The sequence below is a fragment of the Arthrobacter burdickii genome (assembly GCF_030433645.1).
Taxonomy (GTDB): domain Bacteria; phylum Actinomycetota; class Actinomycetes; order Actinomycetales; family Micrococcaceae; genus Arthrobacter_D; species Arthrobacter_D burdickii.
In genome coordinates this window covers 479,633-506,436 of sequence record NZ_JAROCG010000001.1, presented here as the reverse complement: position 1 = coordinate 506,436, position 26,804 = coordinate 479,633, and the positions used below count along the sequence as shown (strand labels likewise).

Below are 26,804 nucleotides of genomic sequence, written 5' to 3'. Positions count from 1 at the left end.
CCGGCAGGGGGCCGTAAACTTGTCTTCCGTGACTCACGACGAAACCCTCCCCGCGGACGACCTCAACGAGCAGATGCGCTTCCGGCTGCAGAAGCGCGCAGCCCTGCTCGACGCCGGGACGGAGCCGTATCCCGTCAAGCCGGAGCGGACGCACTCGCTCGTGGAGGTCCGGGAGCAGTTCGCAGACCTCGGGACGGGGGAGTCGAGCGGCCGGCAGGTCGCCGTCGTGGGCCGTGTGGTCTTCATCCGCAACTCGGGGAAGCTGTGCTTCGCGACGCTGCAGGAGGGCAACGGCACGCGGCTCCAGGTCATGCTCAGCCTCGCCGAGATCGGCGCCGACAGCCTCGCCGAGTGGAAGTCGCTCGTGGACCTCGGCGACCACGTGCAGGTGCACGGCGAGGTCATCAGCTCCCGCCGCGGGGAGCTCTCCGTGATGGCGGACTCCTGGACCATGGCGTCGAAGGCCCTCCGGCCGCTGCCCACGCTGCACGCGGGCGTCAACGAGGAGACGCGCGTGCGCCAGCGCTATGTCGACCTGATGGTGCGCGAGGAAGCCCGCCAGATGGTCCGCACGCGCGCCGCGATCACCCGCACCCTCCGCGAGACGCTGAACCGCCGCGACTACATCGAGGTGGAGACGCCGATCCTGCAGCTGATCCACGGCGGCGCGACGGCCCGTCCCTTCGAGACGCACCTCAACGCGTTCGACCAGAAGATGACCCTCCGGATCGCCCTGGAGCTGTACCTGAAGAGGGCCGTCGTCGGCGGGATCGACCGGGTGTACGAGATCGGGCGCATCTTCCGCAACGAGGGCGTCGACTCCACCCACAGCCCCGAATTCACCATGCTCGAGTGCTACGAGGCCTACGCCGACCAGTTCGTCATGGCGGACCGCATGAAGGAGATGATCCTCGCGTGCGCCGATCTCCTGGGCTCGCGCACGATCGAGACCGCGAAGGGCACCATCGACCTCGACGGTGAATGGGCGTGGCTCGGTGTCTACCCGGGGCTGTCCGCGGCCGTGGGGCAGGACGTCACGCCGGAGACGGGCCTCGAGGATCTCCGCTCGATCGCGGAGCGCCACGAGGTCTCGCTCGACCCGGCCTGGGGTGCCGAGAAGGTGGTGCTCGAGCTGTTCTCGGAGATTGTGGAACCCACGCTCATCCAGCCGACGTTCGTCTACGACTACCCGCCCTCCGCCCAGCCGCTCGCCCGGCCGCACCGCGACGATCCGCGACTGATCGAAGCCTGGGACCTCATCATCGGAGGCATGGAGCGCGGCACCGCCTTCTCCGAGCTCATCGACCCCGTCATCCAGCGGGAGCGCCTGACCGAGCAGTCCCGCCAGGCGGCCGCCGGTGACGACGAGGCCATGCAATTGGACGAGGACTTCCTCCGGGCACTCGAATACGGGGCGCCTCCGATGGGCGGTATCGGCCTCGGAATCGACCGCCTCGTGATGCTTTTCACGAACGTCGGAATTCGCGAGTCGATCCTCTTCCCCATTCTCAAGCCCGAAGCGGGGCAGTAGCCGTGGAATATGTTGCGGTCCTCCTACCATCAGCCTGCTTGGCGGTGATTTTCTACTTCGTGATCAAGGCCATATTCAATGCGGACCGCGCGGAGCGCGAGGCCATGGCACGTGCGGAGGAAATGCAGGATGCCGAGGACGCGCGGAACCGCGAGGCGACGCGGGAAAAGAATGACGATCAGGAAATCGACCCCGGTTAGAAATGCCCTTCTTTGACCTCGATTGAATAGTGGCCCATACTCATTTCAGGGGGCATTGATATCGAGGAACCAATTAGGAGAGCATTGTGGCGCAGAAGGTAAAGATCATTCTCATCGATGACATCGACGGCGAAGAAGCCGACGAGACGGTGCGCTTCGGCCTCGACGGCGTGCAATACGAAATCGACCTCTCGGAGGAGCACGCCTCGGAGCTCCGTTCTGCCCTCGCGGAATACGTCGGCGCAGCCCGCCGCAGCAACTCCTCGAAGCAGCAGCGCCCCAGCGCCCCGGCCCCGTCCCGCAACCAGGAAGCCGCGCAGATCCGCGAGTGGGCCAAGGAGAACGGCTACAACGTCTCCTCCCGCGGCCGTGTCAACAGCGAAATCGTGGAGGCATACCGCGCCGCACAGCGCTGACCACCCCCGGGCGGCGCCGGAGGGGAAGCCCTTCGGCGTTATCTCGCCTGTGGCGAACACGCACCCAAAGCACATCCCGTACCCGTAGCATCGAAATACGCGTTAGCTAGGAGTGTGTGTCTCATGTTTGAGAGATTTACAGATCGTGCCCGTCGAGTTGTTGTGCTGGCCCAGGAAGAGGCCCGCATGCTCAACCACAATTACATCGGCACCGAGCACATCCTGCTTGGCCTGATCCACGAGGGCGAGGGTGTTGCCGCAAAGGCCCTGGAGTCGCTCAGCATCTCGCTGGGTGCCGTGAGGGAACAGGTTCAGGAGATCATCGGGCAGGGCCAGCAGGCCCCGTCCGGCCACATCCCCTTCACCCCCCGGGCCAAGAAGGTACTGGAGCTCTCCCTGCGGGAAGCACTCCAGCTCGGCCACAACTACATCGGTACCGAGCACATCCTGCTCGGTCTCATCCGCGAGGGTGAGGGCGTCGCCGCGCAGGTCCTCGTGAAGCTCGGCGCAGACCTCAACCGTGTCCGCCAGCAGGTCATCCAGCTGCTGTCCGGCTACCAGGGCAAGGAGCCGGCTGCGACCGGCGGCCCCCAGCAGGAGGGAACGCCCGCAGGCTCCGTCGTGCTGGACCAGTTCGGCCGGAACCTGACGCAGGCAGCGCGTGAGTCGAAACTCGATCCCGTCATCGGGCGCGAGAAGGAGATGGAACGCGTCATGCAGGTCCTCTCCCGCCGCACCAAGAACAACCCTGTCCTGATCGGTGAGCCCGGGGTCGGCAAGACCGCCGTCGTCGAGGGCCTCGCCCAGGCGATCGTGCGCGGCGACGTCCCGGAGACCATCAAGGACAAGCAGCTGTACACGCTGGACCTCGGGTCCCTCGTCGCAGGCTCCCGCTACCGCGGTGACTTCGAGGAGCGCCTGAAGAAGGTCCTCAAGGAGATCCGCACCCGCGGCGACATCATCCTGTTCATCGATGAGATCCACACCCTCGTCGGCGCAGGTGCCGCCGAGGGTGCCATCGATGCGGCGTCGATCCTGAAGCCCATGCTCGCCCGCGGTGAACTCCAGACCATCGGTGCCACCACCCTGGACGAGTACCGCAAGCACATCGAGAAGGACGCCGCCCTCGAGCGCCGTTTCCAGCCGATCCAGGTCGCCGAGCCCTCCGTGGCGCACGCGATCGAGATCCTCAAGGGCCTGCGCGACCGCTACGAGGCGCACCACCGCGTCTCGATCACCGACGGCGCCCTGTCCAGCGCGGCGACGCTGGCCGAGCGCTACATCTCGGACCGCTTCCTGCCGGACAAGGCGATCGACCTCATCGACGAGGCGGGAGCGCGCCTGCGCATCCGTCGGATGACCGCGCCGCCGGAGCTCAAGGAGATCGACGAGCGCATCGCGGACGTCAAGCGCGAGAAGGAGTCGGCCATCGACTCCCAGGACTTCGAGGGTGCTGCGGCGCTGCGCGACAAGGAGCAGAAGCTCCACGACGAGCGCAGCGACAAGGAGCGCCGTTGGAAGTCCGGCGGGCTGGACGACATCGCGGAGGTCGATGAGGAACTCATCGCCGAGGTGCTCGCCAACTCGACCGGCATCCCCGTGTTCAAGCTGACCGAGGCGGAATCCTCGCGACTGCTCAACATGGAAGCCGAACTGCACAAGCGCGTCATCGGACAGAACGAGGCCATCAAGGCCATCTCGCAGGCGATCCGCCGTACGCGTGCCGGCCTCAAGGACCCGAAGCGTCCCGGTGGTTCCTTCATCTTCGCCGGTCCCACCGGTGTCGGTAAGACGGAGCTCGCCAAGGCACTCGCGGAGTTCCTGTTCGGTGAAGAGGATGCCCTCATCACCCTCGACATGTCCGAGTACTCCGAGAAGCACACCGTCTCGCGGCTCTTCGGTGCCCCTCCGGGCTACGTGGGCTACGAGGAGGGCGGACAGCTCACCGAGAAGGTCCGCCGCAAGCCGTTCTCCGTGGTGCTGTTCGACGAGGTGGAGAAGGCACACGCCGACCTCTTCAACTCGCTCCTGCAGATCCTCGAGGACGGCCGCCTGACGGACAGCCAGGGCCGCATGGTGGACTTCAAGAACACGGTGATCATCATGACCACCAACCTCGGAACCCGCGACATCTCGAAGGGCGTCATGACGGGCTTCCAGTCCGGCACCGACACCCAGACGAGCTACAACCGGATGAAGGCGAAGGTGCAGGAGGAGCTCAAGCAGCACTTCCGGCCCGAGTTCCTCAACCGTGTCGATGACACCGTGGTGTTCCCGCAGCTCACGCAGGACGAGATCGTCCAGATCGTGGACCTGTTCCTCGAGCGCCTCAGCCGCCGCATGGCGGACAAGGGCATGACGATCGAGCTCACCCCCGCGGCCAAGGTGCTCCTTGCGACCCGCGGTTACGATCCTGCGATGGGAGCGCGGCCGCTGCGCCGCACCATCCAGCGCGAGATCGAGGACCAGCTCTCGGAGAAGATCCTCTTCGGCGAGCTGAAGTCGGGAGAGCGCGTCGACGTGGACGTCGAGGGCGAGGGCGTGGATGCACGCTTCACCTTCGTGGGACACGGCGCCCCCAAGGAGATCGAGGACGCCCCGGCCGCGCTCGAGGCCACTGTCCTGGAGTAGTACCAGCAGCATCTGAGATACGACGAACCCGTCCTGGTCACCAGGGCGGGTTCCGTCGTTAACGGGAGCAGGAGAATCGGTACCCTCGGCAACTGATTTTTCCGAAAGGTGGAACGGTGCCCATCCGCGGTGGTAGAGATGACGCATGACCACCCCCTTCTCCTCCCTCGAGGATTTCGTCGCCCTGCCCCGCCTCAGCGGGCTCGTCCTCAACCGGGAAGGCACGCGCCTCGTCACGTCCGTCGCCACCCTCAACCCCAAGAAGACCGCGTACCAGACCGCGCTGTGGGAGGTCGACCCGGCCGGCGGGCAGCCCGCCCGCCGTCTGACCCGCAGTTCCGAGGGCGAGTCCGGGGCGGCATTCCTCCCGAGCGGGGACCTGCTCTTCACGTCGGCGCGTCCCGACCCGGACGACGCCGACGGCGAGAAGCGCCCGGCCCTGTGGCGCCTGCCCGCGTCCGGAGGGGAGTCCTCGTTGCTCCTGACGCGCGAGGGCGGTGTGGGAGGGGTGGCCACCGCGGAGGCGGCCGACGTCGTCGTGGTCACCGGGACCGTCCTGGCCGGTTCGGCGAACGAGGAGGACGACGCCGAGCGCCGCAAGGCACGCAAGGAAGCGGGCGTCGCCGCAGTCCTCCACTCGGGCTATCCGGTCCGGTACTGGGACGCCGACCTCGGGCCGGAGGAGCCGCGGTACTTCGGGCTGCAGGACCTCGGCGAGGACGGCGATCGGTCCCTCGCCGATCTCATCCCCTCCGCGCGCGGCGGCCTCCGGGATGCCCATCCCGTCCTCAGCCCCGACGGTTCGGCGCTCTTCACCTCCCTCACGGTTCCGGAGGAGCGGGGCTCCGAGCGGACGGTGCTCGTGCGGGTCGACGTCGCCACGAAGGAATCCGTCGTGCTGCTGGACGACCGCGGGAACGACTACGCGCCCGGTCCCGTGAGCCCCGACGGCCGGTACCTCGCGGTGATCAGGGACCGGCGCACCAGGGCCGACCTCCCACCCCGCACGAGCCTGCTCCTGCTTCCCCTCGAGGGAGGCGAGCCCTCCGAACTCGCCGGGGAGTGGGATCGCTGGCCGTCTCCTGCCGCATGGCTGCCCGACGGCTCGGCCCTCGTGGTCACCGCGGACGACGACGGGTCCGCCCCCGTGTTCGTGATCGACGTGTCCACCGGTGCCGTGCGCCGCGTGACGGAGGACGCCGCAGCCTATACGGACGTCCGGGTGTCCCCGGACGGCAGGAGTGCGTACGCCCTCCGCAGCTCCTACCTGTTCCCGCCCGAGGTCGTCCGGATCGACCTCGCCTCCGGATCCACCGAGCGGCTTCCCAACCCCGCTGAACGCCCCGAGCTCCCCGGTTCGCTCGAACGCGTGGAGTCGGCGGGGGAGGACGGCCAGCCGGTGAGGTCCTGGCTCGTGCTGCCCGACGGCGCCTCGGCCGGCGCTCCGGTCCCGGCGCTGCTGTGGATCCACGGCGGCCCGATCGGTTCGTGGAACGCCTGGACGTGGCGCTGGTCGCCCTGGATCATGGCAGCCCGGGGTTACGCCGTCCTCCTGCCCGATCCCGCACTGTCCACGGGATACGGCCAGCACATGGTGGACCGCGGGTGGGGCCAGTGGGGCGGCGCTCCCTACACCGACCTCATGGCCGCCACCGACGGCCTGGTGGCGCGGGACGACATCGACGGGACCCGCGTCGCTGCCATGGGCGGCAGCTTCGGCGGCTACATGGCGAACTGGGTCGCCGGGCACACCGACCGCTTCGCGGCGATCGTCACGCACGCGAGCCTGTGGGCACTGGACCAGTTCGGGCCCACGACCGACGCCGCGTACTACTGGGAGCGGGAGATGACGCCGGACATGATGAGCGAGAACTCCCCGCACCACCACGTGGCGAACATCAGCACACCGATGCTCGTCATCCACGGGGACAAGGACTACCGCGTCCCGATCGGCGAGGGGCTGCGGCTCTGGTACGAGCTGCTTTCCGCGTCGAAGCTCCCGGCCGACGACGAGGGCAGGACGCCCCACCGGTTCCTGTACTTCCCGGACGAGAACCACTGGATCCTCAAGCCGCAGCACGCCAGGATCTGGTACGGCGTCGTCGAGGCCTTCCTCGCGTCCCACGTCCTCGGGGAGGAGCGCGACCTCCCGTCGGAGCTGGGCCTGTAGGCACGGGCGGGGCGGTGGTTTGTAGAGTGGGTCGAATGACGCTGCCCTTCACCATCCGTCCCGCACGCACCGCGGACGTCCCCGCCATCAAGTCGCTCGTCGCGCCGCTCGCCGAGGAGCGCATCCTGATCGCGAAGGAGACGGTGGCCTACTACGAGGGTCTCCCGGAGTTCCGCATCGCGGAGTCCGACGGCGGTGAGGTGCTCGGCTGCGGGGCGCTGCACATCATCTGGGAGGACCTTGCGGAGGTGCGCACCCTCGCGACCTCGCCCGCAGCCCGCGGCCACGGCGTGGGCCACGCACTCGTGGAGGAACTCCTCGAGGAGGCGCGGGCTTTCGGCGTGAGCAGGGTCTTCTGCCTGACGTTCGAGGTCGGTTTCTTCCAGCGCCACGGCTTCGAGGTCATGGCCGACCAGTCCGCCGTCGACCCCCAGACATATTCCGAACTCCTCCGGTCCCACGACGAGGGCATCGCCGAGTTCCTGGACCTCGCCCGGGTCAAGCCCAACACCCTCGGCAATACGCGGATGATCCGGCGACTCTGAGGACCCTCCCGCCGCAGGCTGGCGTTCGGCAGGCCCGCGTGCATATAGTAAGACTGCTTAGCATCGCGTTGGCGGCGCTGGCAGGCCACCGGTACCGGTGGCTGTACACCGAGTTGAAGGAGGTCCGCATCATGGGACTGGATGACAAGATCGGGAACAAGGGCGAAGGCCTGGGCGGAAAGATCAAGGAAGGTCTCGGCAAGGCGAGCGGGGACGAGAACCTGGAAGCCGAAGGCCACAAGGACCAGGCGAGCTCGAGCCTCAAGGACGCCGGCGAGAACGTCAAGGATGCGTTCAAGGGACGCTGATCCATCCGGGCCGCACCGTTGATCGTGCGCCCGGCGATCTGAGGGAGGGCACCCTGCCGGGGGCCCTCCCTCAGGCGTTTAACCGGTTCGCCGGGATCGCCCTCCAGCGGTTCCCGGGTCGGGTCGTCGGGCCGGTCTCCGGCCTGTGCCGGGGCTGCCTCCGGGCTATAGGCAGCGGCAGGAACGGGCGGTAACGTGTCCAGTGGCCGGGGTGGTCCACGCGGGACGGGCTGCAGGCTGTCAGATGTCCGTTCCCAGTCAAGGAGCAGTCGCCGTGAAGAAGCTCATCAATGACCCCAAGGCCGTGGTCAACGAGTCCGTCGAAGGATTCGGGATTGCCCACGCCGACATCGTCACCGTCCATCCGGACCCCCTGTTCATCACCCGCAGGGATGCTCCCGTGCAGGGCAAGGTGGGCCTCGTGTCCGGGGGCGGAAGCGGCCATGAACCCCTCCACGCGGGCTTCGTGGGACTCGGGATGCTCGACGCCGCGGTGCCGGGTGCCGTCTTCACCTCTCCGACGCCGGACCAGATCATCCCCGCCACCACCGCCGTCGACGGCGGCGCGGGCGTCCTGCACATCATCAAGAACTACACCGGTGACGTCCTCAACTTCGAGACGGCCGCGGAGATGGCCGAGGCGGAGGGCGTTACCGTGCGTTCCGTGCTCGTCGACGACGACGTCGCCGTCGAGGACTCGCTGTACACGGCGGGCAGGCGCGGCGTCGGCGGGACCGTCTTCGTGGAGCGCATCGCCGGCGCCGCAGCGGAACGCGGCGACGACCTGGACGGCGTTGCCTCCGTCGCCCAGCGCGTCGTCGACAGCGTGCGCTCCATGGGTGTGGCCCTGGCCGCCTGCACCGTTCCGCACGCCGGGGTCCCCAGTTTCGACCTGGCCGAGGACGAGATCGAGATCGGCATCGGCATCCACGGGGAGCCGGGCCGGCACCGGATCGCCATGGAGGACGCCGACGGCATCACGCAGAGGCTGCTGCAGCCGATCGTCGCCGACCTCAGGCTGATCGCCGGGGACAGGACGCTCGTGATGGTCAACGGCATGGGCGGGACTCCCGCCAGTGAGCTGTACATCGTGTTCCGGAAGGTCGCGCAACTGCTCGAGGGGCTCGGCGTCACGATCGAGAGATCACTCGTGGGCAACTACATCACCGCCCTCGAGATGCAGGGTGCGTCACTGACCATCCTGCGCGTCGATGACGAGATGCTCGATCTGTGGGACGCACCCGTCCGCACGGCCGCCCTGCGATGGGGGGCATGAGGATGGCCGCTGTCCTCGATACGCAGTGGGCCCTCCGGTGGGTGCAGGAGACCGCCCGCGTGGTGGCCGAGAACCGTGCCCTCCTGATCGATCTCGACAGGGTCATCGGCGACGCCGACCACGGCGAGAACCTGGACCGGGGGTTCAGCGCCGTCGTCGCCAAACTCGACGCCGGCGATGCTCCCGCCACTCCGGCGGCCGTGCTCAAGCAGGTCGCCATGACCCTGATGTCCACCGTGGGTGGTGCAGCCGGTCCGCTGTACGGGACGGCGTTCCTGCGTGCGGCGACCTCGCTCGGGGACGCCGGCGAGATCGACGCGGCCGCCGCGGCCGGGATGATCCGGGCCGCCCGTGACGGCATCGTGGCTCGCGGCAAGGCCGAGGTCGGCGACAAGACCATGGTGGACGCCTGGACGCCGGCTACCGAGTCGGCCGAGACCGCGGCCCAGGCGGGAGCAACCCCACCCGAGGTTCTCGCCGCCGCAGCCAATGCGGCCCATGCGGGAGCGGTGGCCACCGAGCCCCTGATCGCCCGCAAGGGCAGGGCGAGCTACCTCGGCGAACGCAGCGCGGGCCACCAGGATCCCGGGGCGGTGTCGACCGCCCTGATCCTCCAGGCCGCTGCGGAGACAGCGGGAGAAGGCATCGCATGAGCGTCGGCCTGGTCATCGTGTCGCACAGCGCGAAGATCGCGGAGGGCGTCGTCGAACTCGCCGCGCAGATGGCGCCCGACGTCGTCCTCGTCGCCGCCGGGGGAGCGGACGACGGCGAAGGCCCGGTACGCATCGGCACGAGCTTCGACCGCGTGCAGGCAGGCATCGAGCAGGCGTCGGGAGGCGACGGTGTCGTGGTCCTGACCGATCTCGGCTCGGCCGTCATGACGGCCGAGATGGTGCTCGAGTTCCTCGAGCCCTCGGCACGGGATCGGGTCCGCCTCGCGCAGGCCGCCCTCGTGGAGGGGGCGGTCGCGGCTGCCGTCCAGGCGCAGGGCGGCTCCTCCCTCGACGAGGTGGTGCGGGCCGCGGAGGGCGCGGTCGTCTCCATCCGGCCCGAGGAACTCGAGCCCTTCGTCACCCACGCCGCAGCGGCGCCGGGGAGCGATGCGGCTCCCGGCACGTCGCCGTCGTCCGGGGGCCGGACGGCCAGCGGTTCCTGGACGCTGCCGAACCAGATGGGACTGCATGCCCGGCCGGCCGCGGTGCTCGCCACCGGACTGGCGGACCTCGACGCGGAAGTCACGGTGAACGGCGTCGACGGGAAGTCGGTGATGCTGCTCATGAGCCTCGGACTCGGTCAGGGCCGCACGGTCACGGCCGAGGCGAGCGGCCCGGACGCTCAGGCAGCGGTGGACTTCATCGGGCAGGCGGTCGAATCGGGCTTCGGCGAACCCGCCTGACAGGCCGGTTCCAGCCGGATGCCCCTCCGGCGAGCCCGCCGGACGGGCCTGCGGATGCCCTTCGGCGTCCCCGACCGACGGATCCGTTCTAGCCCGGCAGGCGGATGCCCCCTTCGGCGTCCTCGGCGAGGCCGTCAGCCAGGAGTCCGGCCAGGGCGCGTTCCAGTTGCTCGGCCGGCGCCTGCAGGCCGTGCAGCGTGGTCAGGGCGGCCGGACGCAGCGCATGACCGGAGGCGGCCGGCACGCCCATGCTGAGATCCACCGGGGACTCCAGGAGGATGGACCGCGGTACGGGCATCTCGGCATCGCGCAATACGGCGACGATCGCGCCGCGCACCTGGCGGTCCGTGCCCGCCCACGACTGCCCCTTGGGGACGTAATCGGGAGCAGGCCGTCCCGCTGCAACCCAGGAACACGCGTCGAGGATGGGGCAGGCGTCGCAGAGCGGGGACCGGGCGGTGCAGACCACCGCTCCCAGTTCCATCACTGCTGCATTCCACTGCACGGACAGGGCGTCATCGGCGGGCAGGAGTTCCGTGGCGCGCTTCATCTCCGCGGCCGTCAGCGCCGGGGCCGGGAGCGCACTCCCGCCGAAGACGCGGGCATGCACCCGGCGGATGTTGGTGTCGACGACGGTCTCGCGCCGCCCGAACGCGAAAGCGGCCACCGCGGCAGCGGTATAGGTGCCGACCCCGGGCAGGGACAGCAGCTCGTCGTACGTGGACGGCACGGCGCCGCCGTGGTCCGCGACCATCGCGGTGGCCGCGGCATGCAGGCGGAGGGCCCGGCGGGGATAGCCGAGGCGGCCCCAGTGCCGGACTGCGGCACCCGATGGATCTGCGGCGAGGTGGGCGGGGGAGGGCCATCGTTCGAGCCACTCACGCCACACCGGCAGGACGCGGACCACCGGGGTCTGCTGGAGCATGACTTCGCTCACGAGGATGCCCCACGGCGAGCAGTCGGCGTCGCGCCAGGGCAGGTCCCGCGCCGTCCCGGCGAACCAGTCCGCCATCCGGGTATGAAGGCCGTCGAGCCTCCCTGCGTCCCGGGTAGCACTGGTGGCAGTGGCAGCAGTGGCAGCACTGGCAGCACTGGCAGCACCGGCAAGGCGCGAGGGATCATTCGTAGGTCCGTTGCCGGGGATCATGGGTGCTCCTGAATCATCGTCGTGAATACTCTATCCACCGGCGTGGTGGCCGGAGTAATGCGGAGGGCCTTCCCTACCCTTGATGGATGGCATCCACGGGCGATCGCGGAACGGGCAGGCGCACAGGCAGCAGGCAAGGGCACAGCCCTGCGGTCTACCGCCGGAGGCGCCTGGCGGTGACCATCCTCGCGCTCCTGGTGATCGCGGCCCTCGCCGTCACGGGCCTCGTCCTGGCCGGCGTGCTCGGGAAGGGCGCGGATGCTGCGGCGGGCGAACCGCCCACGCCCGAAGCCAGTCCTTCCGCGAGCACCAGCCCCGCCCCCTCGAGCCCGGCCCCGTCCACGGCGCCTTCGCCGAGCGCCACCTCCGCGTCGCCCTCCGCGTCCCCCTCCGCGTCGGACGACGGCTGTGATCCGGCGAGCGTCGTGGTCTCCGCCGAGACCGACCGGCAGAGCTACGGGCCGGGAGAGGATCCTGTCCTGTCCCTCGTGGTCCGCAACGAGGGACCGGAGGCCTGCACGATGAACGTGGGGACGTCCCAGATGGAATTCGTGCTGACCAGCGCCGACGAGCGCGTGTTCTCCTCCACCGACTGCCAGCACGACTCGCAGGACCTCGAGCGCACGATCGAGCCGGGCGGCGAGGAACGCGCGACCTTCGAATGGTCCCGCAACCGGACGATGCCGGGCTGCACGCCGGTGGAGGACCCCGGGCCCGGAACGTATGCCCTGACCACCCGGCTCGGTGCCAGGAGCAGCAGCCCGGTGGCCTTCACACTCCAGTAGGCCGCAGCCGAATCCCTGCCGCTGCATGCCCGCGAAGGTGACAGCCCTGTGTGTCGTGGGAGGCAGCGCCCGGCAACCGGAGCCGGTGCGCCGCCCGGAACTCACATGAAGCGGTCGAGGAGGCTGGTCTCGGCGATCCGGGAGAGCCCCTCACGGACGGTCCGGGCACGTTGCTCGCCGATCCCGTCCACCGCCATCAGGTCGTCGATGTTCGCGGCCATCAGGTTCTGCAGGCCGTCGAAGTGGTCCACCAACCGATTGGCGACGGCCGGCGGTACGGCCTTGATGCCGGACAGCAGGCGGTAGCCCTTCGGCTGGATGACAGCCTCCAGCGAGTCCACGGATGGATTGAAGCCCAGGACGCTCGCGATGGTGCCGAGGTCGATGAGGTCCGCAGAGCTGAAGCCCTGCAAGGTCGCCACCCGCTCGTCGAGCGACGCGGTGCTGGACCCGAGGTTCATGTAGTCGCGCAGCACCATCTCGCTGCCCGGTCCGAGGCCCGTGGTGAGCTCCTCCACCTGGAGGGACAGCAGGCGGCCGTCGACGCCGAGTTCCAGCACGTACTGCGAGATCTCCTCCGAGATCCTGCGGACCATCTCCTGGCGCTGCAGCGTGACGGCGACGTCCCGGACGGTGACCATCGCCTCGATCTCGAGGGCCGAGAGCGAGTTGGTGACCTGGTCGAGCCGGGCCCGGTAGCGCTCGAGGGTGGCGAGGGCCTGGTTGGCGCGTGCGAGCACCGGTTCGGAGCCTTCCAGGACGTGCCGCAGCCCGTCGATGTAGAGGGCGATGATCTGCATGGACTGGCTGACGCTGATCACGGGGAGGCCGGTCTGCTTCGCGACGCGCTCGGCGGTGCGGTGCCGGGTACCGGATTCCTGCGTCTCGATGGTGTGGTCGGGCACGAGCTGCACGGCGGCGCGGAGGATGCGGCTCGCATCCTTGTCGCACACGATCGCGCCGTCCATCTTCGCCAGTTCGCGCAGCCGCGTGGGTGAGAACTCGATGCCGATGTCGAAGCCGCCCGAGCAGATGGAGTCCACCGTGCGGTCGAAGCCGAGCACGATCAACGCACCTGTGCGTCCCCTCAGGATTCGCTCAAGACCGTCGCGCAGGTGTGTTCCTGGGGCTACTCTGGCGAGGGTGGCTTTGAGTGAGTCCTCCGGACTACGAACCATGGGCCTATCCTTTCACCGCCCGCGCTGTTGAAGGCCCGGCGCAGTCGGGCGGCCGCCGTCGAGTCTCGGACGGTGGTCGGTGGCGGCGCCTCTAGCCGCGCAGCCGAACATAATACTACTGGCGCGCGCGAAATCCTCCGCACCGGTCCCCGTCGTGGACCAGTGACACCCCGAAGGCACCCGGAACAGCGGCGCCTAGAACAGCAGGGCCAGCGCCTCCGCGAGGGTGGATACCTCCCGCACCGAGAATCCCTTCGGCACGGGACCCGTACCGCCGGGGGACGCGGGGACGATCGCGTGCGTGAACCCGAGCCGCTCCGCCTCCTGGATGCGCCGTCCGATGCCGGGGACGGGACGCACCTCCCCGGCGAGGCCCACCTCCCCGAACGCGATCAGCCGGGCCGGCAGGGGATGGTCGGTCTTCGCGGACGCGATGGCGAGGGCGACGGCGAGGTCCGTGGCGGGCTCGGTCAGGCGGACGCCCCCCACCGTCGCCACGTAGCTGTCGTCCTTGTTCACGCTGACCGAGGCACGGCTCTGCAGCACCGCGAGCAGCATGGCGACGCGGGAGCTGTCGAGGCCGCTCGTCGCCCGCCTCGGCTGTGAGTTGGAGGATTCTGCCAGCAGGGCCTGGACCTCGGCGAGCAGTGGGCGACGGCCCTCGAGCGTGACCGTGATGCATGTCCCGGACACGGGGTCCTTGGTGCGGGACACGAAGAGGCCGCTGGGATCCGCGAGTCCCTCGATGCCCCCGTCCGTCAGGTCGAAGCATCCCACCTCGTCCGTCGGACCGTACCTGTTCTTCACGGCCCGCAGCAGGCGGAGGCGTGAGTGGCGCTCACCCTCGAACTGGCAGACGACGTCGACGAGGTGCTCGAGCAGCCGGGGGCCGGCGATGGAGCCGTCCTTGGTGACGTGCCCGACGAGCAGGGTGGTCATGCCCCGCGCCTTCGCCGCCCCGATGATCGACGCCGCGACCTCCCGGACCTGCGTGACACCGCCGGCGCTTCCGTCGACCGCCGCACTGCTGAGCGTCTGGACGGAGTCGACGATGAGCAGCGAAGGATCGATCGTCTCGACCTGGCCGAGGGCCTGGCCGAGATCGGTCTCTGCGCTGAGGTACAGGGAATCGGCGACGGCGTCGATCCGATCCGCGCGGAGCTTCACCTGGGCTGCGGACTCCTCACCCGTGACATACAGGACATCCTTGCCCAGGCGCGCGACCCGGGCGGCGACGTCGAGCAGGAGCGTCGACTTGCCGACGCCGGGCTCACCGGCCAGGAGGATCACGGCCCCGGGCACCAGTCCGCCGCCGAGCACGCGGTCCAGCTCGTCGATCTTGGTGGGCTGGAATCCGGACAGTGTGGCGTCGACCTCGGCGATCCGCCGGGCCGGGGTGGTGACTGCGGTGGCGGCCGTGGTGCGTGCGATGACCTGGCCCGTCTCCTCGACGGTGCCCCAGGCCTGGCATTCACCGCAGCGCCCTACCCACTTCGCCGTCGTCCAGCCGCATTCCGCGCAGCGGTAGTTCGGAGCGTTGTTGCGCGCCGAGCGCGCGGCAGGGGAGGTCTTCGTGGCCATTCCTTCAGGCTACCGGCGCTCACCGACACCGCCGGTCGGCGCCGTCAGAGCCGGGGGAGGTAGCCGGCGGCGTCGTCGTGGGAGAGGCCCGTGGCCTCGAGGAGGTCCACCACGAGGGGACGCAGGAGGAGGACGAGCCCCTCACCCTCGAGGCCTCCGATGTCGAGGGTCTCGGGATGGAGGTCGGTCGCGACGGCAGCGAGCTCGTTGCGTGCCTGACGCAGGTTGAGACGACGCTCGGCGGAGTCTCCAACGGACAGCGCCCGGCTGAGCGCATCCACGGCGTCGGCCGTGTCCTCGAGCGACTGGCCGAGGCTCTCGATCGCCTCGTCCGTGAGGGCCGCGTGGTTGATGGCGGACGTCAGGCGGCGGGAGAAGACACGGCTGTTCCGGATGGCCAGGTCGATGGATTCCACGGCGCTCCGCAGGGAACCGAGCTCGTCGCGGTGGCGCCGGTAGGCGGGCGAGATCCGGGCGACCTCCTGCGCGGCCCTCATGCTGCCCGTGAGGGTGTCGAGCCGGGACTGGGAGTTCCGTGCGCGGACCAGGGCGTGCCACGCCAGCGTGGAATCACTCTGGCGGAGTGCCGAGGCGCTGTCGCGGAGGACGCCGGACAGCTCGCCCAGCAGGCCCCGGACGTTCGTCTTCGGCTCGCGTCGTGGATCGCGGGGCAGCAGCACGGTGATCACGAGCGCGAAGAGCCCGCCCACGACGGCGTCGACGCTGCGCGTGAACGGCCCGCCCTGCGGCGCCGGGAGCAGGACCACGAGCAGGGACTGCAGTCCGAGCTGCGTGGTGAAGATGGTGCCGCTGTCCAGGAAGCGGGCCAGCAGGATCGAGACGAACAGCACGACGGCGGCCTGCCAGAGCCCCGTGCCGAAGAAGGTGAGCAGGAGGTCGCCCACCGAGATGCCGAGGGTGCAGCCGATCGCCACCTCGAGGACGCGCCGCAGGCGCGGGTCCCTCGAGAAGCCCAGGGAGATCATCGACGACGTCGCCGCGAACAGCGGGCCGTTGTGCCCGAGGACCTCCTCGGCGAAGGCGTAGGCACCGACGGCACACACCGTCATCTGCACTGCATTGACCACGGAGTTGGAGCTGCGCTTCAGTCCGATGCGGGAGCGCTTGCGCAGGAAGGCGAGGGTTGCGGACACTCCCTGGCGCGGCGGCATGGACCCAGTCTAGAAGGTAGGGCGGACGGACCCATTCGTCTCCTTCCGCCAGCGTCCACGGGCACCACCGGCCAATGGTCCCGAGCTGTTCACTTTCCGTTCATGTCCCTCGGCCACGCTCTTCACCTGCACTGCCTAGCTTCGAGGATGTACAGGAACGCGTACCTCTCTCCCGAGTGCCGCTAGCGCACCGGACCCATCCCTGGAAGGGGCAAAATCTAGTGAAGGCTCTTCGCTTTGGCCGCGCAGCGGCAGTTATCTCCGTAGCTGCGCTGGCGCTGACCGCGTGCGGTTCCGACAACGCCACCGGCCAGCCGGCCGCGGCCGGAGGTGCGTCCACCACCGCAGGTTCCGCGGTGACGGGAACCCTGACCGGAATCGGCTCTTCGGCGCAGAATTCCGCGATGGAGGCCTGGAAGGCCGGTTTCGAGTCCGCCAACGAGGGGGCCATGGTGCAGTACTCGCCGGATGGATCCGGTGCGGGCCGCAAGGCCTTCCTGAGCGGCGGCGCCCAGTTCGCCGGCTCGGACGCCTACCTGAAGGACGACGAGATGACCCAGGCCGTGGAGGTCTGCGGCCCGGATGGTGCCCTGAACGTCCCCACGTACATCTCCCCGATCGCGATCGCCTTCAACCTCGAGGGCGTCACCGAACTCAACCTCGACGCTCCCACCATCGCGAAGATCTTCACGAAGAAGATCACCGCCTGGAACGATCCGGCGATCGCCTCCCAGAACGAGGGCGTCGAACTGCCCGACACCACGATCACCGTCGTGCACCGCTCGGACGAGTCCGGCACCACCGAGAACTTCACCGACTACCTCGCCGCCGCGGCTCCCGAGGACTGGACCTACGAGGCCGCGGGCGCCTGGCCGGCCGACCTGCAGTCGGAGAATGCCAAGGGCACCTCCGGCGTCGTCCAGACGGTCACCTCGACCGACGGTGCCATCACCTACGCGGACGCCTCCGCCGTCGGAGACCTCGGCAAGGCCAAGGTCAAGGTGGGCGAGGAGTACACCGAGATCAGCTCCGACGCCGCAGCCAAGGCCGTCGACGTGGCAACGCCGGTGGAGGGGCGCCCCGAGCTCGACATGGCGCTCGACCTCGAGCGCGACACCACCGAATCCGGCGCCTACCCCGTCGTCCTGGTCAGCTACCACATCTACTGCACGACCTATGACAGCCAGGAGACCGTCGACCTCGTGAAGGCGTTCGGCTCCTACGTGATCAGCGAGGACGGCCAGGCAGAGGCCGAGGCCTCCGCCGGGAACGCCCCGCTGTCGGAGGCCCTGCGCGAGAAGGCCCAGACGGCCATCGACTCCATCGAGGTCGCCTCCTAGGGATGGCCCACCGGTCTCGTCTGGTCTAATGGAGACCGGACGGGACCGTCCGCCGTTTACGGCTGGAATGAGCAGTGACCTTCCCTATCGGCCCGGCACCCGGGCTGATCCTGCACCTGAAATCGACCGCCTGGAAGGCAAAGACGTGTCAACCAACTCGCTGAAAGCGTCGACCAGCTCGCTGAAAGCGTCGACAGATCGAGGCCGCGCAGGCGACAAGATCTTCTCCGGCATCTCCCTGGCTGCCGGCATCCTGATCCTGGCCGTCCTCTTCAGCGTCGCAGTGTTCCTGCTCGTACAGGCTGCGCCGATCTTCACCGCCGACCCCACCGAGGTCACCGGCGGCAACGGCTTCGCCCCCTACATCCTGCCGATCGTCATCGGCACGGTCGTCGCGGCCGCCATCGCGCTGCTGATCGCGACGCCCATCGGCATCGCCGTCGCGCTCTTCATCTCGCACTACGCCCCGCGCAGGCTGGCGAGGGCCTTCGGGTACGTCGTCGACCTGCTCGCGGCCATCCCCTCGGTCATCTACGGCGCATGGGGCTACATCATCCTCGCGCCGCAGCTCGCCCGGGTGTACACCTGGCTCGCCCAGAACCTCGGCTGGATCCCGATCTTCGCCGGACCCGCCAGCCAGACCGGCAAGACCATCCTCACCGCCGGCATCGTCCTCGCGGTCATGGTCATCCCGATCATCACCTCGCTCAGCAGGGAGATCTTCCTGCAGACGCCCAACCTCCATGAGGAAGCCGCGCTCGCGATGGGGGCCACGCGGTGGGAGATGGTCCGCATGGCGGTCCTGCCCTTCGCCCGGCCGGGGATCATCAGCGCGACGATGCTCGGCCTCGGCCGCGCCCTGGGAGAGACCATGGCGGTGGCACTGGTCCTCTCTCCCGGCGCGCTCGGCGCGAGCCTCGTGAAATCCGGTAACCAGACCATCGCGGCCGAGATCGCACTGAACTTCCCGGAGGCCTTCGGTCTCCGGCTCAACGAGCTGATCGCGGCCGGCCTCGTGCTCTTCGTCATCACGCTGGCCGTCAACATGATCGCCCGCTTCATCATCACCCGGCACAAAGAATTCTCGGGAGCGAACTAGATGTCAGCGAACCAGACGCTTCAGCGTCGCCAGTCCCACCTCACGCGGGGACACCTCCCCTCGTACGCCGTGTGGGTCGTCCTGGCAGCATCGGTCGTCCTCGGAGCCGCACTGGCCTCCCTCATCGGCTTCAGCGTCGTCGGCTGGGCCATCATCACCGCCGTCGTCTTCGTCCTCGCGGCCACCCTGGTCACCGCCGTCGCCGAAGGCGAGCGGAAAGCCAAGGACCGGCTCGTCACGTTCCTCGTCTACGGCGCCTTCCTGATCGCGCTCCTTCCCCTGGTGTCAGTGCTCTGGACCGTCCTGGAGCGCGGCGTCCCGGGGCTGAGCTACAACTTCCTCTTCACCTCGATGAACGGCGTGACGGGAGCCGTGGACAACGAGGCGGTCGAGGGCGGCACTCCGGTCCTGGGCGGTGCGTACCACGCGGTGCTCGGCACGCTCCAGATCACCCTGTGGGCCACGCTGATCTCCGTGCCGATCGGCCTGCTCACCGCCGTCTACCTCGTCGAGTACGGCTCAGGGAAGGGCCTCACCAAGGCCATCACCTTCTTCGTGGACGTGATGACGGGCATCCCCTCGATCGTTGCGGGCCTGTTCGCCGCGGCCCTGTTCGCCCTGCTGTTCGGCCCCGGCACCCGCACCGGCTTCGTGGCGGCCGTCGCTCTGTCCGTGCTCATGATCCCCGTGGTGGTGCGTTCCACGGAGGAGATGCTGAAGATCGTGCCGAACGAACTCCGCGAGGCGTCCTACGCGCTCGGGGTGCGCAAATGGCGCACCATCACGAAGGTGGTCATCCCGACGGCGATCTCCGGTATCGCCTCTGGCGTAACCCTGTCCATCGCGCGCGTCATCGGTGAGACCGCACCTATTCTGGTAACGGCGGGATTCGCGAGCTCCATCAACTGGAACGTCTTCAGCGGGTGGATGAGCACCCTCCCCACCTTCATCTATTACCAGATCCTCACCCCGACCTCCCCGACGTCGCCGGATCCGAGTACCCAGCGCGCCTGGGCCGCAGCGCTCCTGCTGATCCTCATGGTGATGCTGCTCAACCTGGTCGCCCGCCTCGTCGCCCGCATCTTCGCCCCCAAGACCAGCCGCTGACCATCCGCGGTAACGACCCATAAGGAAGCAATGTCCAAGCGAATCGACGTCAAGGACCTGAACGTCTACTACAGCAAGTTCCTTGCCGTGGAGGACGTGAACATCAATATCGAAGCCCGCTCCGTGACCGCGTTCATCGGTCCGTCGGGCTGCGGCAAGTCCACGTTCCTCCGCACGCTCAATCGCATGCACGAGGTCATCCCCGGTGCACGCGTCGAGGGTGAGGTGCTGCTCGACGGCGACAACCTGTACGCCGACGCCGTGGACCCCGTGACCGTGCGCGGCCAGATCGGCATGGTCTTCCAGCGGCCCAACCCGTTCCCCACGATGTCGATCCGCGACAACGTGCTGGCAGGCGTCAAGCTCAACAACAAGCGCATGAGCAGGTCCGACGGCGACGACCTCGTCGAGAGGTCCCTCCGCGGCGCGAACCTGTGGAACGAGGTGAAGGACCGCCTCGGACGCCCCGGCTCGGGCCTCTCCGGCGGCCAGCAGCAGCGCCTCTGCATCGCCCGCGCCATCGCGGTGTCCCCGCAGGTGATCCTGATGGACGAGCCCTGCTCGGCCCTGGACCCCATCTCCACACTGGCCATCGAGGACCTCATCAATGAGCTCAAGGCCGATTACACCGTGGTGATCGTGACGCACAACATGCAGCAGGCGGCGCGCGTATCGGACAAGACGGCGTTCTTCAACATCGCCGGTACGGGCAAGCCGGGCAAGCTCATCGAGTACGGCGACACCACCACGATCTTCAACAAGCCCGCGCAGAAGGCGACTGAGGACTACGTCTCCGGCCGCTTCGGATAGGCACCTGCTCCCAAGCCGCGGAATGGGCGGCGGCAGGGCGACGGCGGCTCCCCAGGGGGGCCGCCGTCGTCGTTCCGGGAGGGATGCGGTCGGCCCCGGACGCGTAGACCACGTGCCGCCGCGCCGGGTTCTCAAACCCGGGGGAACGCCGCCCCGGCTCTGGGCACCCGGCGCGGCGGCACCCCGGACGAAAGGCAACCAGGCCCCGACGGTTACAGCAGCGGGCTCAGCGCCAGGAAGAAGACGGCTCCCACCAGCGCGGTCAGCGGCGCGGTGCCGAGCCAGACGGCGAGAATGCGCGCCACCCGCGGCCGCTGGACGGAGGCGAACCGCTGGTTGGCCCCGGCCCCGACGATCGCGGACGCCATGGTGTGGGTGCTCGACAGCGGGAAGTGCAGGGAGATGGCACCGACGAACAGCATCACCGAGCTCACGCCCTGGGCGGTCATGCCGCGCAGGGGGTCGATGTGCACCAGCCGGTTGCCGAGTGTGTGCGTGATGCGCCAGCCGCCGAACAGGGATCCGGTGGCCAGCAGGACAGCGGCGAACACCTGGACCCAGAGGGGTATGTCGGACCCCGCCGCGTAGCCCGAACTGACGAGGGCGAGCAGGATGACCGCCATGGTCCGCTGGCCGTCCTGGAGCCCGTGGCCGAGGGCGAAGGCACCCGCCAGCACCGACTGCGCCATGCGGTTCCCCCGGTTGACCCTCGACGGCGAGCCGTGGCGCAGCAGCCAGGTCGCGGGGAACACCGCGGCGTACGCCAGGAGGTAGGCGACGACCGGCGAGAGCACGAGCGGCAGCACGATCTGCAGCAGGAGGGTTTCCCCCGCGCCGCTCATCGCAGGGCCGTTGGTCAGCTGCGAGGCCGCGCCGGCCCCGATGATCCCGCCCAGCAGCGCATGGGTCGACGACGACGGCTTGCCGCGGTACCAGGTGATGAGGCTCCAGAGGCAGGCGGAGAGCAGTGCGGCGATGAGGATCCCCAGCCCCGTCGACCCCGGTGGGAGGCCGATCGCGGCATCGGTGAAGAAGAGCGCCAGCGACGTGCTGAGCAGCGCGCCTACGAGGTTGAACAGCGCGGCGAGCAGGACGGCGATGGTCGGCGTCAGCGCCCGCGTCCGCACCGCTGTGGCCACGGAGTTCGAGACGTCGTGGAAGCCGTTGAGGAAGGCGAAGCCACCGGCGATGACGACCACCATACCGAGGAGGAGGGGCTCCACCTACGATTCCTTGACGAGGATGCTGCCCACCTGGGTGGCAACCCTCCTGATGTCCTTGGTGACGTCGACGAGCTGGTTCGCCACGTCGCGGTGCCGCGCGTAGACGAGGGGCTTGTGGTCGTTCAGGAGTTCGGCGCACCAGCTGCGGTGCGTGCGCTCGGCACGCCGTGCCAGGCGCAGGATCTCGATCCAGTACTCCTCGAGGTCCTCCATCGACGTCAGCCGCTGCATGGCGACGGCGGTCAGCTCGGCCTGCCGGTTGATGACCTCGAGCTGGTCGGCCGCCCGCTGGCTCAGCTTGCTCAGCCTATAGAGGGCGATGAGCTCCCCGGCGCCGTCGAGCTTCTCGATCGCCTCGTTGAGCAGCCGGGACAGCACGTAGAGGTCCTCGCGCGGGAGCGGGTTGATGAAGGAGGTCCGCATGGACGTCAGGAGTGCGAAGTGCAGGTCCGTCGACACCGATTCGTGCTGGTGCAGTTCCTCGGAGAGGCGGTCGTACTCCTCGGTGGACGCCCCGAGGATCGCGGACATCGTCCCGACGCCGAGCACGAGCTGCCGGGCCATGCGGGAGAGCAGTTCGAGCCCAGCGGTCTCCTGCGGGAAGAGGCGTAGTTTCACGGAGTCTTCCTCGGAGGATATGAAGGGACCGGCGGCCGAACAGAGGCCGCACTGTTTGCCGGTGGGCATAGTAGTGGCGTCGAACCGGGAGCGCCTCTCGGCGGAAGGCCGCTCGAAGCGGCTGAGTGTTGAAGCCCGGGGGTTCCACGGTCCGACGCCGTATTAAGTCTTGCCCTCCCCGGAGCCGCTGTCAACATCGGCCCCAGCGGGCGGTTCAGTCGAGCTCTCCGCGCCGCCAGGATTCCGCGGCGTGTTCGAGGTCCTCCGCGGTCTTGATGAGCTGATGCGAATTGCGGGTCAGCTTGGAGGCGTGCGGGCCGTTGGCCAGTTCGGCGTCGTCGGCGTGGTTGGCCTGGCCCAGGGCGACGACGCGGCAGAACGCGGCGAAGCGTTCGAGGGCGACGTCGAAGTCCCCCTCGAAGGCACCGGACAGGATGGTGTCGGCCATCGTGGCCATCTCCACTGCTCCCGGCGGCTCGGCGACGCCGGCGACGACCTTCGACACCTGAGCCACTTCCTTGCCGGAGGCGAAGTAGGAGGCGATGCGCTCCGGGTTCTGCTGGGTGGCCGCCCGCAGCGCGTACAGTCGCCACAGGGCGCCGGGCAGGGACCGGGCAGGGCTCTCGGCCCACATCTCGGCGATGGCTTCGAGGCCCTGCTGGTCGGCGAGTTCCACGAGGCGGCGCGTCACGTCCGGATCGTCGGCGCCGCGCCCGTGGTGCACCAGGGCGTGCGCAGCCATGTGGGCGGCCTCGGAGACCCGCGACGGATCGACTCCACCCGCGAAAACCTCGAAATCCGCGGGAGCGAATGGCTTCGGCTTGTGGGGCCGCGGGCTGTTGTTCGTATATTCGCCGTCCATGGAACGAGGATACTCCTGCGGGATTTCGGGCCGTACGCCGCGGCGCTGCGCTGTCTCCGGAGCAGGAGTGATTGCGATAAAGTAAGCGGGTCATCGCACCGCGACGGCGGTCTTCGGATGCGTCGGGCGCGGCCGGTGGTGTGGGCCCTTAGCTCAGTTGGCTAGAGCAACGGACTTTTAATCCGTGGGTCGTGGGTTCGAGCCCCACAGGGCCCACCTGTAGGAAGAAGACCCCGGGACGTCGGTCCCGGGGTCTTCTTCGTCCTAGCCGGACACCTCATGGACCACGAACGCGGTGAGGAAGCCGAGCGCGGCGATGAGTCCCGTGAGCATGTGCTGGCGCTCGAAGGCTTCGGGGATCATGGTGTCGGCCACCATCGCGAGGATCGCCCCGGCGGCGATGGCGGTGATGAAGGCGACCGTCACCCCGGAGGCGCCCGCCAGGAGCGAGTACCCGGCGAGCGCCGCGAGGCCGGAGACCAGCGCGATCCCGCCCCACAGCCCGAAGACATAGCGCGAACTGCGTCCTGCGTTCCTCATGCCGGCGGTGCTCGAGAGGCCCTCGGGGACATTCGAGATGAAGATCGCGACGAGGACGGCAGGATTCACGGCGCCGCCTGCCACGAGCCCCAGACCGAGGACCACGGACTCCGGGATGCCGTCGAGAAGCGCCCCGAGCGCGATCGCGTTGCCGCTGCCGGCATCCTCCTCCTCCGAGGGCTGCTGGCCGCCCGAGCGCTTGCGGTGCTGGGCGCCCTGCCGGGCGAGGAGGGCGTTCGCGCCGACGTAGGTGACCGCTCCGGCGAGGAACCCCAGTGCCGTGGGCAGGAGCCCGCCCGCCTCCTGCGCCTCGGCGACGAGCTCGAACGCGAGGGCCGAGATCAGGACGCCTGCTCCGAAGGCCATCACGAAGGCCACGATGTGCGGTGGCACCTTCCACTTCCATGCGATCGCCGAGCCGACGAGCAGCGCTCCTCCGGCGATCGCTCCCCACAGGAATGCTTGCAGCCACAGCGGCACGGGATCTTGCTCCTTCTCGGGACGACTTCTTGGGACGACGACGACAAAAACTCCGCCAAGCCTGCCACAGGAAGGCTGGATGCCGGCAGCGGAAGTTCCGGGCCGGGGGGGATTGACTCGCCGTCGTCCCTCGTCTGCACTGGTACCAGGAACTGGAGAACTGCGGGCGCGACGATGCCCCGAGCGGAGGGAGATCCATGGACGCCGCTGCCCTGGCCGGAAGCCTGGCCGCATGCGCCGTCATGGCCGGAGCCGCTGCCCTGACCGGCTGGCGGATCGATGCCGTCTCCCGTCGCAATGGAGGGGCCGACGACTACTTCTGGACCGCTTTCGGCGGGATCCTCGTCGTCCTGGGAGCGGGGGTCGTGGCCGGGGCCCTGGGCGGGCCGGGAGCGGTGATGGCGGTGGGAGTCGGGATCGCCTCCCCGCTGGCGGCCGCCACCTGGGCCAGGGGGCGCCACGAGCGAAGGGCGCGTGCGGCCCGGGAGTCGGCGCGTGCGACCGCCTGGGAGCACCTGTGCCGGCGCCACGACGCGGTAGTCCGACGCTGGGCGGAGTACGACGTCGATCCCGCCAAGGCGATCCGCTACCCGGGCATGCACGATCCCACCCACCCCGCGGCGAGGTCGGTCATCCATGCGCTGCGGGCAGCCGGCGCGAAACGGGACGCGGGGCCCGGCTCGACAGCGGATCCCCAGGCGGATCCCCGGGAGATGCGGGGCTACGCGGATGCCGTAGGCAGCCTCGAGCGCGCTCTTGCCCTCGCCGAGCAGGACATCGGCGCGCACCCCCTCGGACGCCATCGGACTGTCCCGAGTCGACTTTGAATCGTTACACTCCAGCCCGCCCTGAAGCGATCCCCGCCCTTAGGATTAAGTTTCCAGAGCGAACTACTCCTGCTGTCTGACCGCCGCTTGCCGGCCCCGTGATCCGAGGAAGGGAACAATGCGACTACCGGCGCGCTGCTCGGCAGGCCTCCTGGCCGCATCCCTGCTCGCTTCCTTGCTCATCGGTACCGCGCCGGCTGCCCTCGCAGGTCCTGCGGACGACACCCGGACCATCGTCCCGGTTCGAGACCAGGGGAACAGGCAGAACGTCCGCTTCGCCACCTACAACGCAAGCCTCAACCGGTCAGCCCCCGGCGATCTGGTACGGGACCTGAGTACCCCGGCGAACGCCCAGGCCCGCGCCATCGCCGAGGTCCTGCAGGTGACCCGGCCCGACGTCGTCCTCCTCAACGAGTTCGACTACGACCCGGGCACCAGGGCGGCCGACCTGTTCGACCAGAACTACCTCCGCGTCAGCCAGAACGGCAAGGCGGCGCTGGACTATCCCTACGTCTACACCGCCCCCTCCAACACGGGCGCCCCGAGCGGCTACGACCTCGACAACGACGGCACGGTGGGCGGTGCCGGCGACGCCCTCGGCTTCGGCACCTTCGAGGGGCAGTACGGCATGGTGGTCTACTCGAAGTACCCCATCCAGACGGGGGCGGTCCGGACGTTCCGGAACTTCCTCTGGAAGGACATGCCTGGCGCCCTGCTCCCGGACAACCCCGCCACGGAGGCGCCGGCCGACTGGTACTCCTCCGACGAGCTCGCCGTCCTGCCCCTCTCCAGCAAGTCCCACTGGGACATCCCGGTGAGCGTCGGCGGCAAGGCCATCCACGTCCTGGCGAGCCACCCCACTCCTCCCGTCTTCGACGGCGAGGAGGATCGCAACGGCAGGCGGAACAGCGACGAGATCCGGTTCTGGTCCGACTACGTGACCGGCGGGCCCAACGCGTCCTACATCCACGACGACGACGGCGCCGCGGGTGGACTCAGGCGTGGAGAGCGGTTCGTCGTGCTCGGTGACCAGAACAGCGACCCCCTGGACGGCGATGCGCGGGGCGGTGCGATCGGACAGTTGCTGGGCAACAGGCTGATCCAGGATCCGCTGCCGTCCTCGAGCGGTGCAACCGAAGCATCGGCGCTCCAGGGTGGCGCCAACGCGGAGCACCGCAGTGATCCGCAGTTCGACACCGCCGACTTCGAGGACCGGAACGCGGGCAACATCCGCGCCGACTACGTGCTGCCGTCACGCAACCTGCAGGTCTCCGCGTCAGGCGTGTTCTGGCCGCGGGCCGGCATGCCCGGCTCCGAACTGACGGGCATCTTCCCGTTCCCCACGAGCGACCACCGGCTGGTCCACGTGGACGTCACCGTGAACGGCGTCAGGCTGCGCTAGCCGCGGCGTGCGTGTAGCGACGGCAACGGCGGACCTTGTCGCCGCACGGCGGCCGGGTGTACGGTCCAACGCATGGAGACGATCCCTTCCCAGTAATCGCGCCGGCTTCTGCCGGCCCAGCGCCACTTGTCGATGACACCGCTCCAAGCGCGCCTCCTCG

At 69.0% G+C, this 26,804-nt stretch carries 25 protein-coding genes and 1 tRNA gene; 18 read left to right on the top strand and 8 right to left on the bottom strand.

Annotated features, from left to right (window positions below):
* Positions 1-28: 28 nt before the first annotated feature.
* The 10 genes from lysS to dhaM all read left to right on the top strand — a co-directional run bounded on the left by lysS (position 29) and on the right by dhaM (position 10,473).
* Complete coding sequence (gene lysS, locus P5G52_RS02340; RefSeq protein ID WP_301224374.1) at positions 29-1,531, top strand: lysine--tRNA ligase; 1,503 nt, start codon at positions 29-31, stop codon at positions 1,529-1,531.
* Positions 1,532-1,569: 38 nt separating this feature from the next.
* Positions 1,570-1,731, top strand: a complete 162-nt coding sequence (locus P5G52_RS02335; RefSeq protein WP_363321910.1) for a hypothetical protein — start codon at positions 1,570-1,572, stop codon at positions 1,729-1,731.
* An 86-nt stretch (positions 1,732-1,817) separates the two neighbouring features.
* Positions 1,818-2,147 (top strand): histone-like nucleoid-structuring protein Lsr2, encoded by a 330-nt coding sequence (locus tag P5G52_RS02330; protein ID WP_301224372.1) that lies wholly within the window; start codon positions 1,818-1,820, stop codon positions 2,145-2,147.
* A 123-nt stretch (positions 2,148-2,270) separates the two neighbouring features.
* Positions 2,271-4,778: an ATP-dependent Clp protease ATP-binding subunit gene (locus P5G52_RS02325; protein ID WP_301224371.1), complete on the top strand. Its 2,508-nt coding sequence runs from the start codon at positions 2,271-2,273 to the stop codon at positions 4,776-4,778.
* A 145-nt stretch (positions 4,779-4,923) separates the two neighbouring features.
* Complete coding sequence (locus P5G52_RS02320; RefSeq protein WP_301224370.1) at positions 4,924-6,948, top strand: prolyl oligopeptidase family serine peptidase; 2,025 nt, start codon at positions 4,924-4,926, stop codon at positions 6,946-6,948.
* Between the two features lie 35 nt (positions 6,949-6,983).
* Positions 6,984-7,493, top strand: coding sequence for an amino-acid N-acetyltransferase (locus tag P5G52_RS02315; protein WP_301224369.1), 510 nt, complete (start codon positions 6,984-6,986; stop codon positions 7,491-7,493).
* 131 nt (positions 7,494-7,624) lie between these two features.
* The gene (locus P5G52_RS02310) at positions 7,625-7,801 is read left to right on the top strand and encodes a CsbD family protein (RefSeq protein WP_301224368.1); all 177 of its coding nucleotides are present in this window, start codon (positions 7,625-7,627) and stop codon (positions 7,799-7,801) included.
* Positions 7,802-8,075: 274 nt separating this feature from the next.
* Positions 8,076-9,077 (top strand): dihydroxyacetone kinase subunit DhaK, encoded by a 1,002-nt coding sequence (dhaK, locus tag P5G52_RS02305; protein ID WP_301224367.1) that lies wholly within the window; start codon positions 8,076-8,078, stop codon positions 9,075-9,077.
* A gap of 2 nt (positions 9,078-9,079) precedes the next feature.
* Entirely contained in the window at positions 9,080-9,730 is a 651-nt protein-coding gene (dhaL, locus tag P5G52_RS02300; protein ID WP_301228602.1) for a dihydroxyacetone kinase subunit DhaL, read from the top strand.
* On the top strand, positions 9,727-10,473 hold the full coding sequence (dhaM, locus tag P5G52_RS02295) for a dihydroxyacetone kinase phosphoryl donor subunit DhaM (protein ID WP_301224366.1): 747 nt from the start codon (positions 9,727-9,729) through the stop codon (positions 10,471-10,473). Before dhaL ends, dhaM begins: the two co-directional genes overlap by 4 nt.
* An 88-nt stretch (positions 10,474-10,561) precedes the next feature.
* Here the strand turns inward: dhaM and P5G52_RS02290 are convergent, their stop codons facing one another.
* Positions 10,562-11,485: an HhH-GPD family protein gene (locus P5G52_RS02290; protein ID WP_301228600.1), complete on the bottom strand. Its 924-nt coding sequence runs from the start codon at positions 11,483-11,485 to the stop codon at positions 10,562-10,564.
* 221 nt (positions 11,486-11,706) lie between these two features.
* On the opposite strand from P5G52_RS02290, the gene P5G52_RS02285 reads away from it, so the two are divergent.
* The gene (locus P5G52_RS02285) at positions 11,707-12,405 is read left to right on the top strand and encodes a hypothetical protein (protein WP_301224365.1); all 699 of its coding nucleotides are present in this window, start codon (positions 11,707-11,709) and stop codon (positions 12,403-12,405) included.
* Between the two features lie 101 nt (positions 12,406-12,506).
* On the opposite strand, the gene disA is transcribed toward P5G52_RS02285, so the two are convergent.
* From disA to P5G52_RS02270, 3 genes are all read right to left on the bottom strand, one after another.
* Positions 12,507-13,583, bottom strand: a complete 1,077-nt coding sequence (disA, locus tag P5G52_RS02280) for a DNA integrity scanning diadenylate cyclase DisA (RefSeq protein ID WP_301224364.1) — start codon at positions 13,581-13,583, stop codon at positions 12,507-12,509.
* A 195-nt stretch (positions 13,584-13,778) separates the two neighbouring features.
* Positions 13,779-15,164 carry a DNA repair protein RadA gene (radA, locus tag P5G52_RS02275; protein WP_301224363.1) on the bottom strand — a complete coding sequence of 462 codons (1,386 nt, stop codon included), beginning with the start codon at positions 15,162-15,164 and terminating at the stop codon, positions 13,779-13,781.
* A gap of 44 nt (positions 15,165-15,208) precedes the next feature.
* A complete protein-coding gene (locus P5G52_RS02270) occupies positions 15,209-16,336 on the bottom strand; it encodes an FUSC family protein (protein WP_301224362.1) in 1,128 nt (375 codons plus the stop codon).
* A gap of 221 nt (positions 16,337-16,557) precedes the next feature.
* On the opposite strand from P5G52_RS02270, the gene pstS reads away from it, so the two are divergent.
* The 4 genes from pstS (at position 16,558) to pstB (ending at position 20,692) form a co-directional block, all read left to right on the top strand.
* Positions 16,558-17,676 (top strand): phosphate ABC transporter substrate-binding protein PstS, encoded by a 1,119-nt coding sequence (gene pstS / locus P5G52_RS02265; protein ID WP_301224361.1) that lies wholly within the window; start codon positions 16,558-16,560, stop codon positions 17,674-17,676.
* Between the two features lie 145 nt (positions 17,677-17,821).
* Entirely contained in the window at positions 17,822-18,775 is a 954-nt protein-coding gene (gene pstC / locus P5G52_RS02260; protein ID WP_301224360.1) for a phosphate ABC transporter permease subunit PstC, read from the top strand.
* Positions 18,776-19,882, top strand: coding sequence for a phosphate ABC transporter permease PstA (gene pstA / locus P5G52_RS02255; protein WP_301224359.1), 1,107 nt, complete (start codon positions 18,776-18,778; stop codon positions 19,880-19,882).
* A gap of 30 nt (positions 19,883-19,912) precedes the next feature.
* On the top strand, positions 19,913-20,692 hold the full coding sequence (gene pstB, locus P5G52_RS02250; RefSeq protein ID WP_301224358.1) for a phosphate ABC transporter ATP-binding protein PstB: 780 nt from the start codon (positions 19,913-19,915) through the stop codon (positions 20,690-20,692).
* Between the two features lie 212 nt (positions 20,693-20,904).
* Here pstB and P5G52_RS02245 read toward each other — a convergent pair whose 3' ends face one another.
* The 3 genes from P5G52_RS02245 to P5G52_RS02235 all read right to left on the bottom strand — a co-directional run bounded on the left by P5G52_RS02245 (position 20,905) and on the right by P5G52_RS02235 (position 23,395).
* Entirely contained in the window at positions 20,905-21,915 is a 1,011-nt protein-coding gene (locus P5G52_RS02245; RefSeq protein WP_301224357.1) for an inorganic phosphate transporter, read from the bottom strand.
* The gene (locus tag P5G52_RS02240; RefSeq protein ID WP_301224356.1) at positions 21,916-22,533 is read right to left on the bottom strand and encodes a DUF47 domain-containing protein; all 618 of its coding nucleotides are present in this window, start codon (positions 22,531-22,533) and stop codon (positions 21,916-21,918) included.
* A gap of 214 nt (positions 22,534-22,747) precedes the next feature.
* Positions 22,748-23,395, bottom strand: coding sequence for a hypothetical protein (locus P5G52_RS02235; RefSeq protein WP_301224355.1), 648 nt, complete (start codon positions 23,393-23,395; stop codon positions 22,748-22,750).
* A gap of 142 nt (positions 23,396-23,537) precedes the next feature.
* On the opposite strand from P5G52_RS02235, the gene P5G52_RS02230 reads away from it, so the two are divergent.
* A tRNA-Lys gene (locus P5G52_RS02230) sits at positions 23,538-23,611 on the top strand.
* 48 nt (positions 23,612-23,659) lie between these two features.
* Here the strand turns inward: P5G52_RS02230 and P5G52_RS02225 are convergent.
* Positions 23,660-24,415 (bottom strand): ZIP family metal transporter, encoded by a 756-nt coding sequence (locus P5G52_RS02225; RefSeq protein WP_301224354.1) that lies wholly within the window; start codon positions 24,413-24,415, stop codon positions 23,660-23,662.
* A gap of 197 nt (positions 24,416-24,612) precedes the next feature.
* Here P5G52_RS02225 and P5G52_RS02220 point away from each other — a divergent pair, with 197 nt between their 5' ends.
* Both P5G52_RS02220 and P5G52_RS02215 read left to right on the top strand, forming a co-directional pair.
* On the top strand, positions 24,613-25,242 hold the full coding sequence (locus P5G52_RS02220; protein WP_301224353.1) for a hypothetical protein: 630 nt from the start codon (positions 24,613-24,615) through the stop codon (positions 25,240-25,242).
* Between the two features lie 118 nt (positions 25,243-25,360).
* On the top strand, positions 25,361-26,644 hold the full coding sequence (locus P5G52_RS02215) for an endonuclease/exonuclease/phosphatase family protein (protein ID WP_301224352.1): 1,284 nt from the start codon (positions 25,361-25,363) through the stop codon (positions 26,642-26,644).
* Positions 26,645-26,804: the final 160 nt, after the last annotated feature.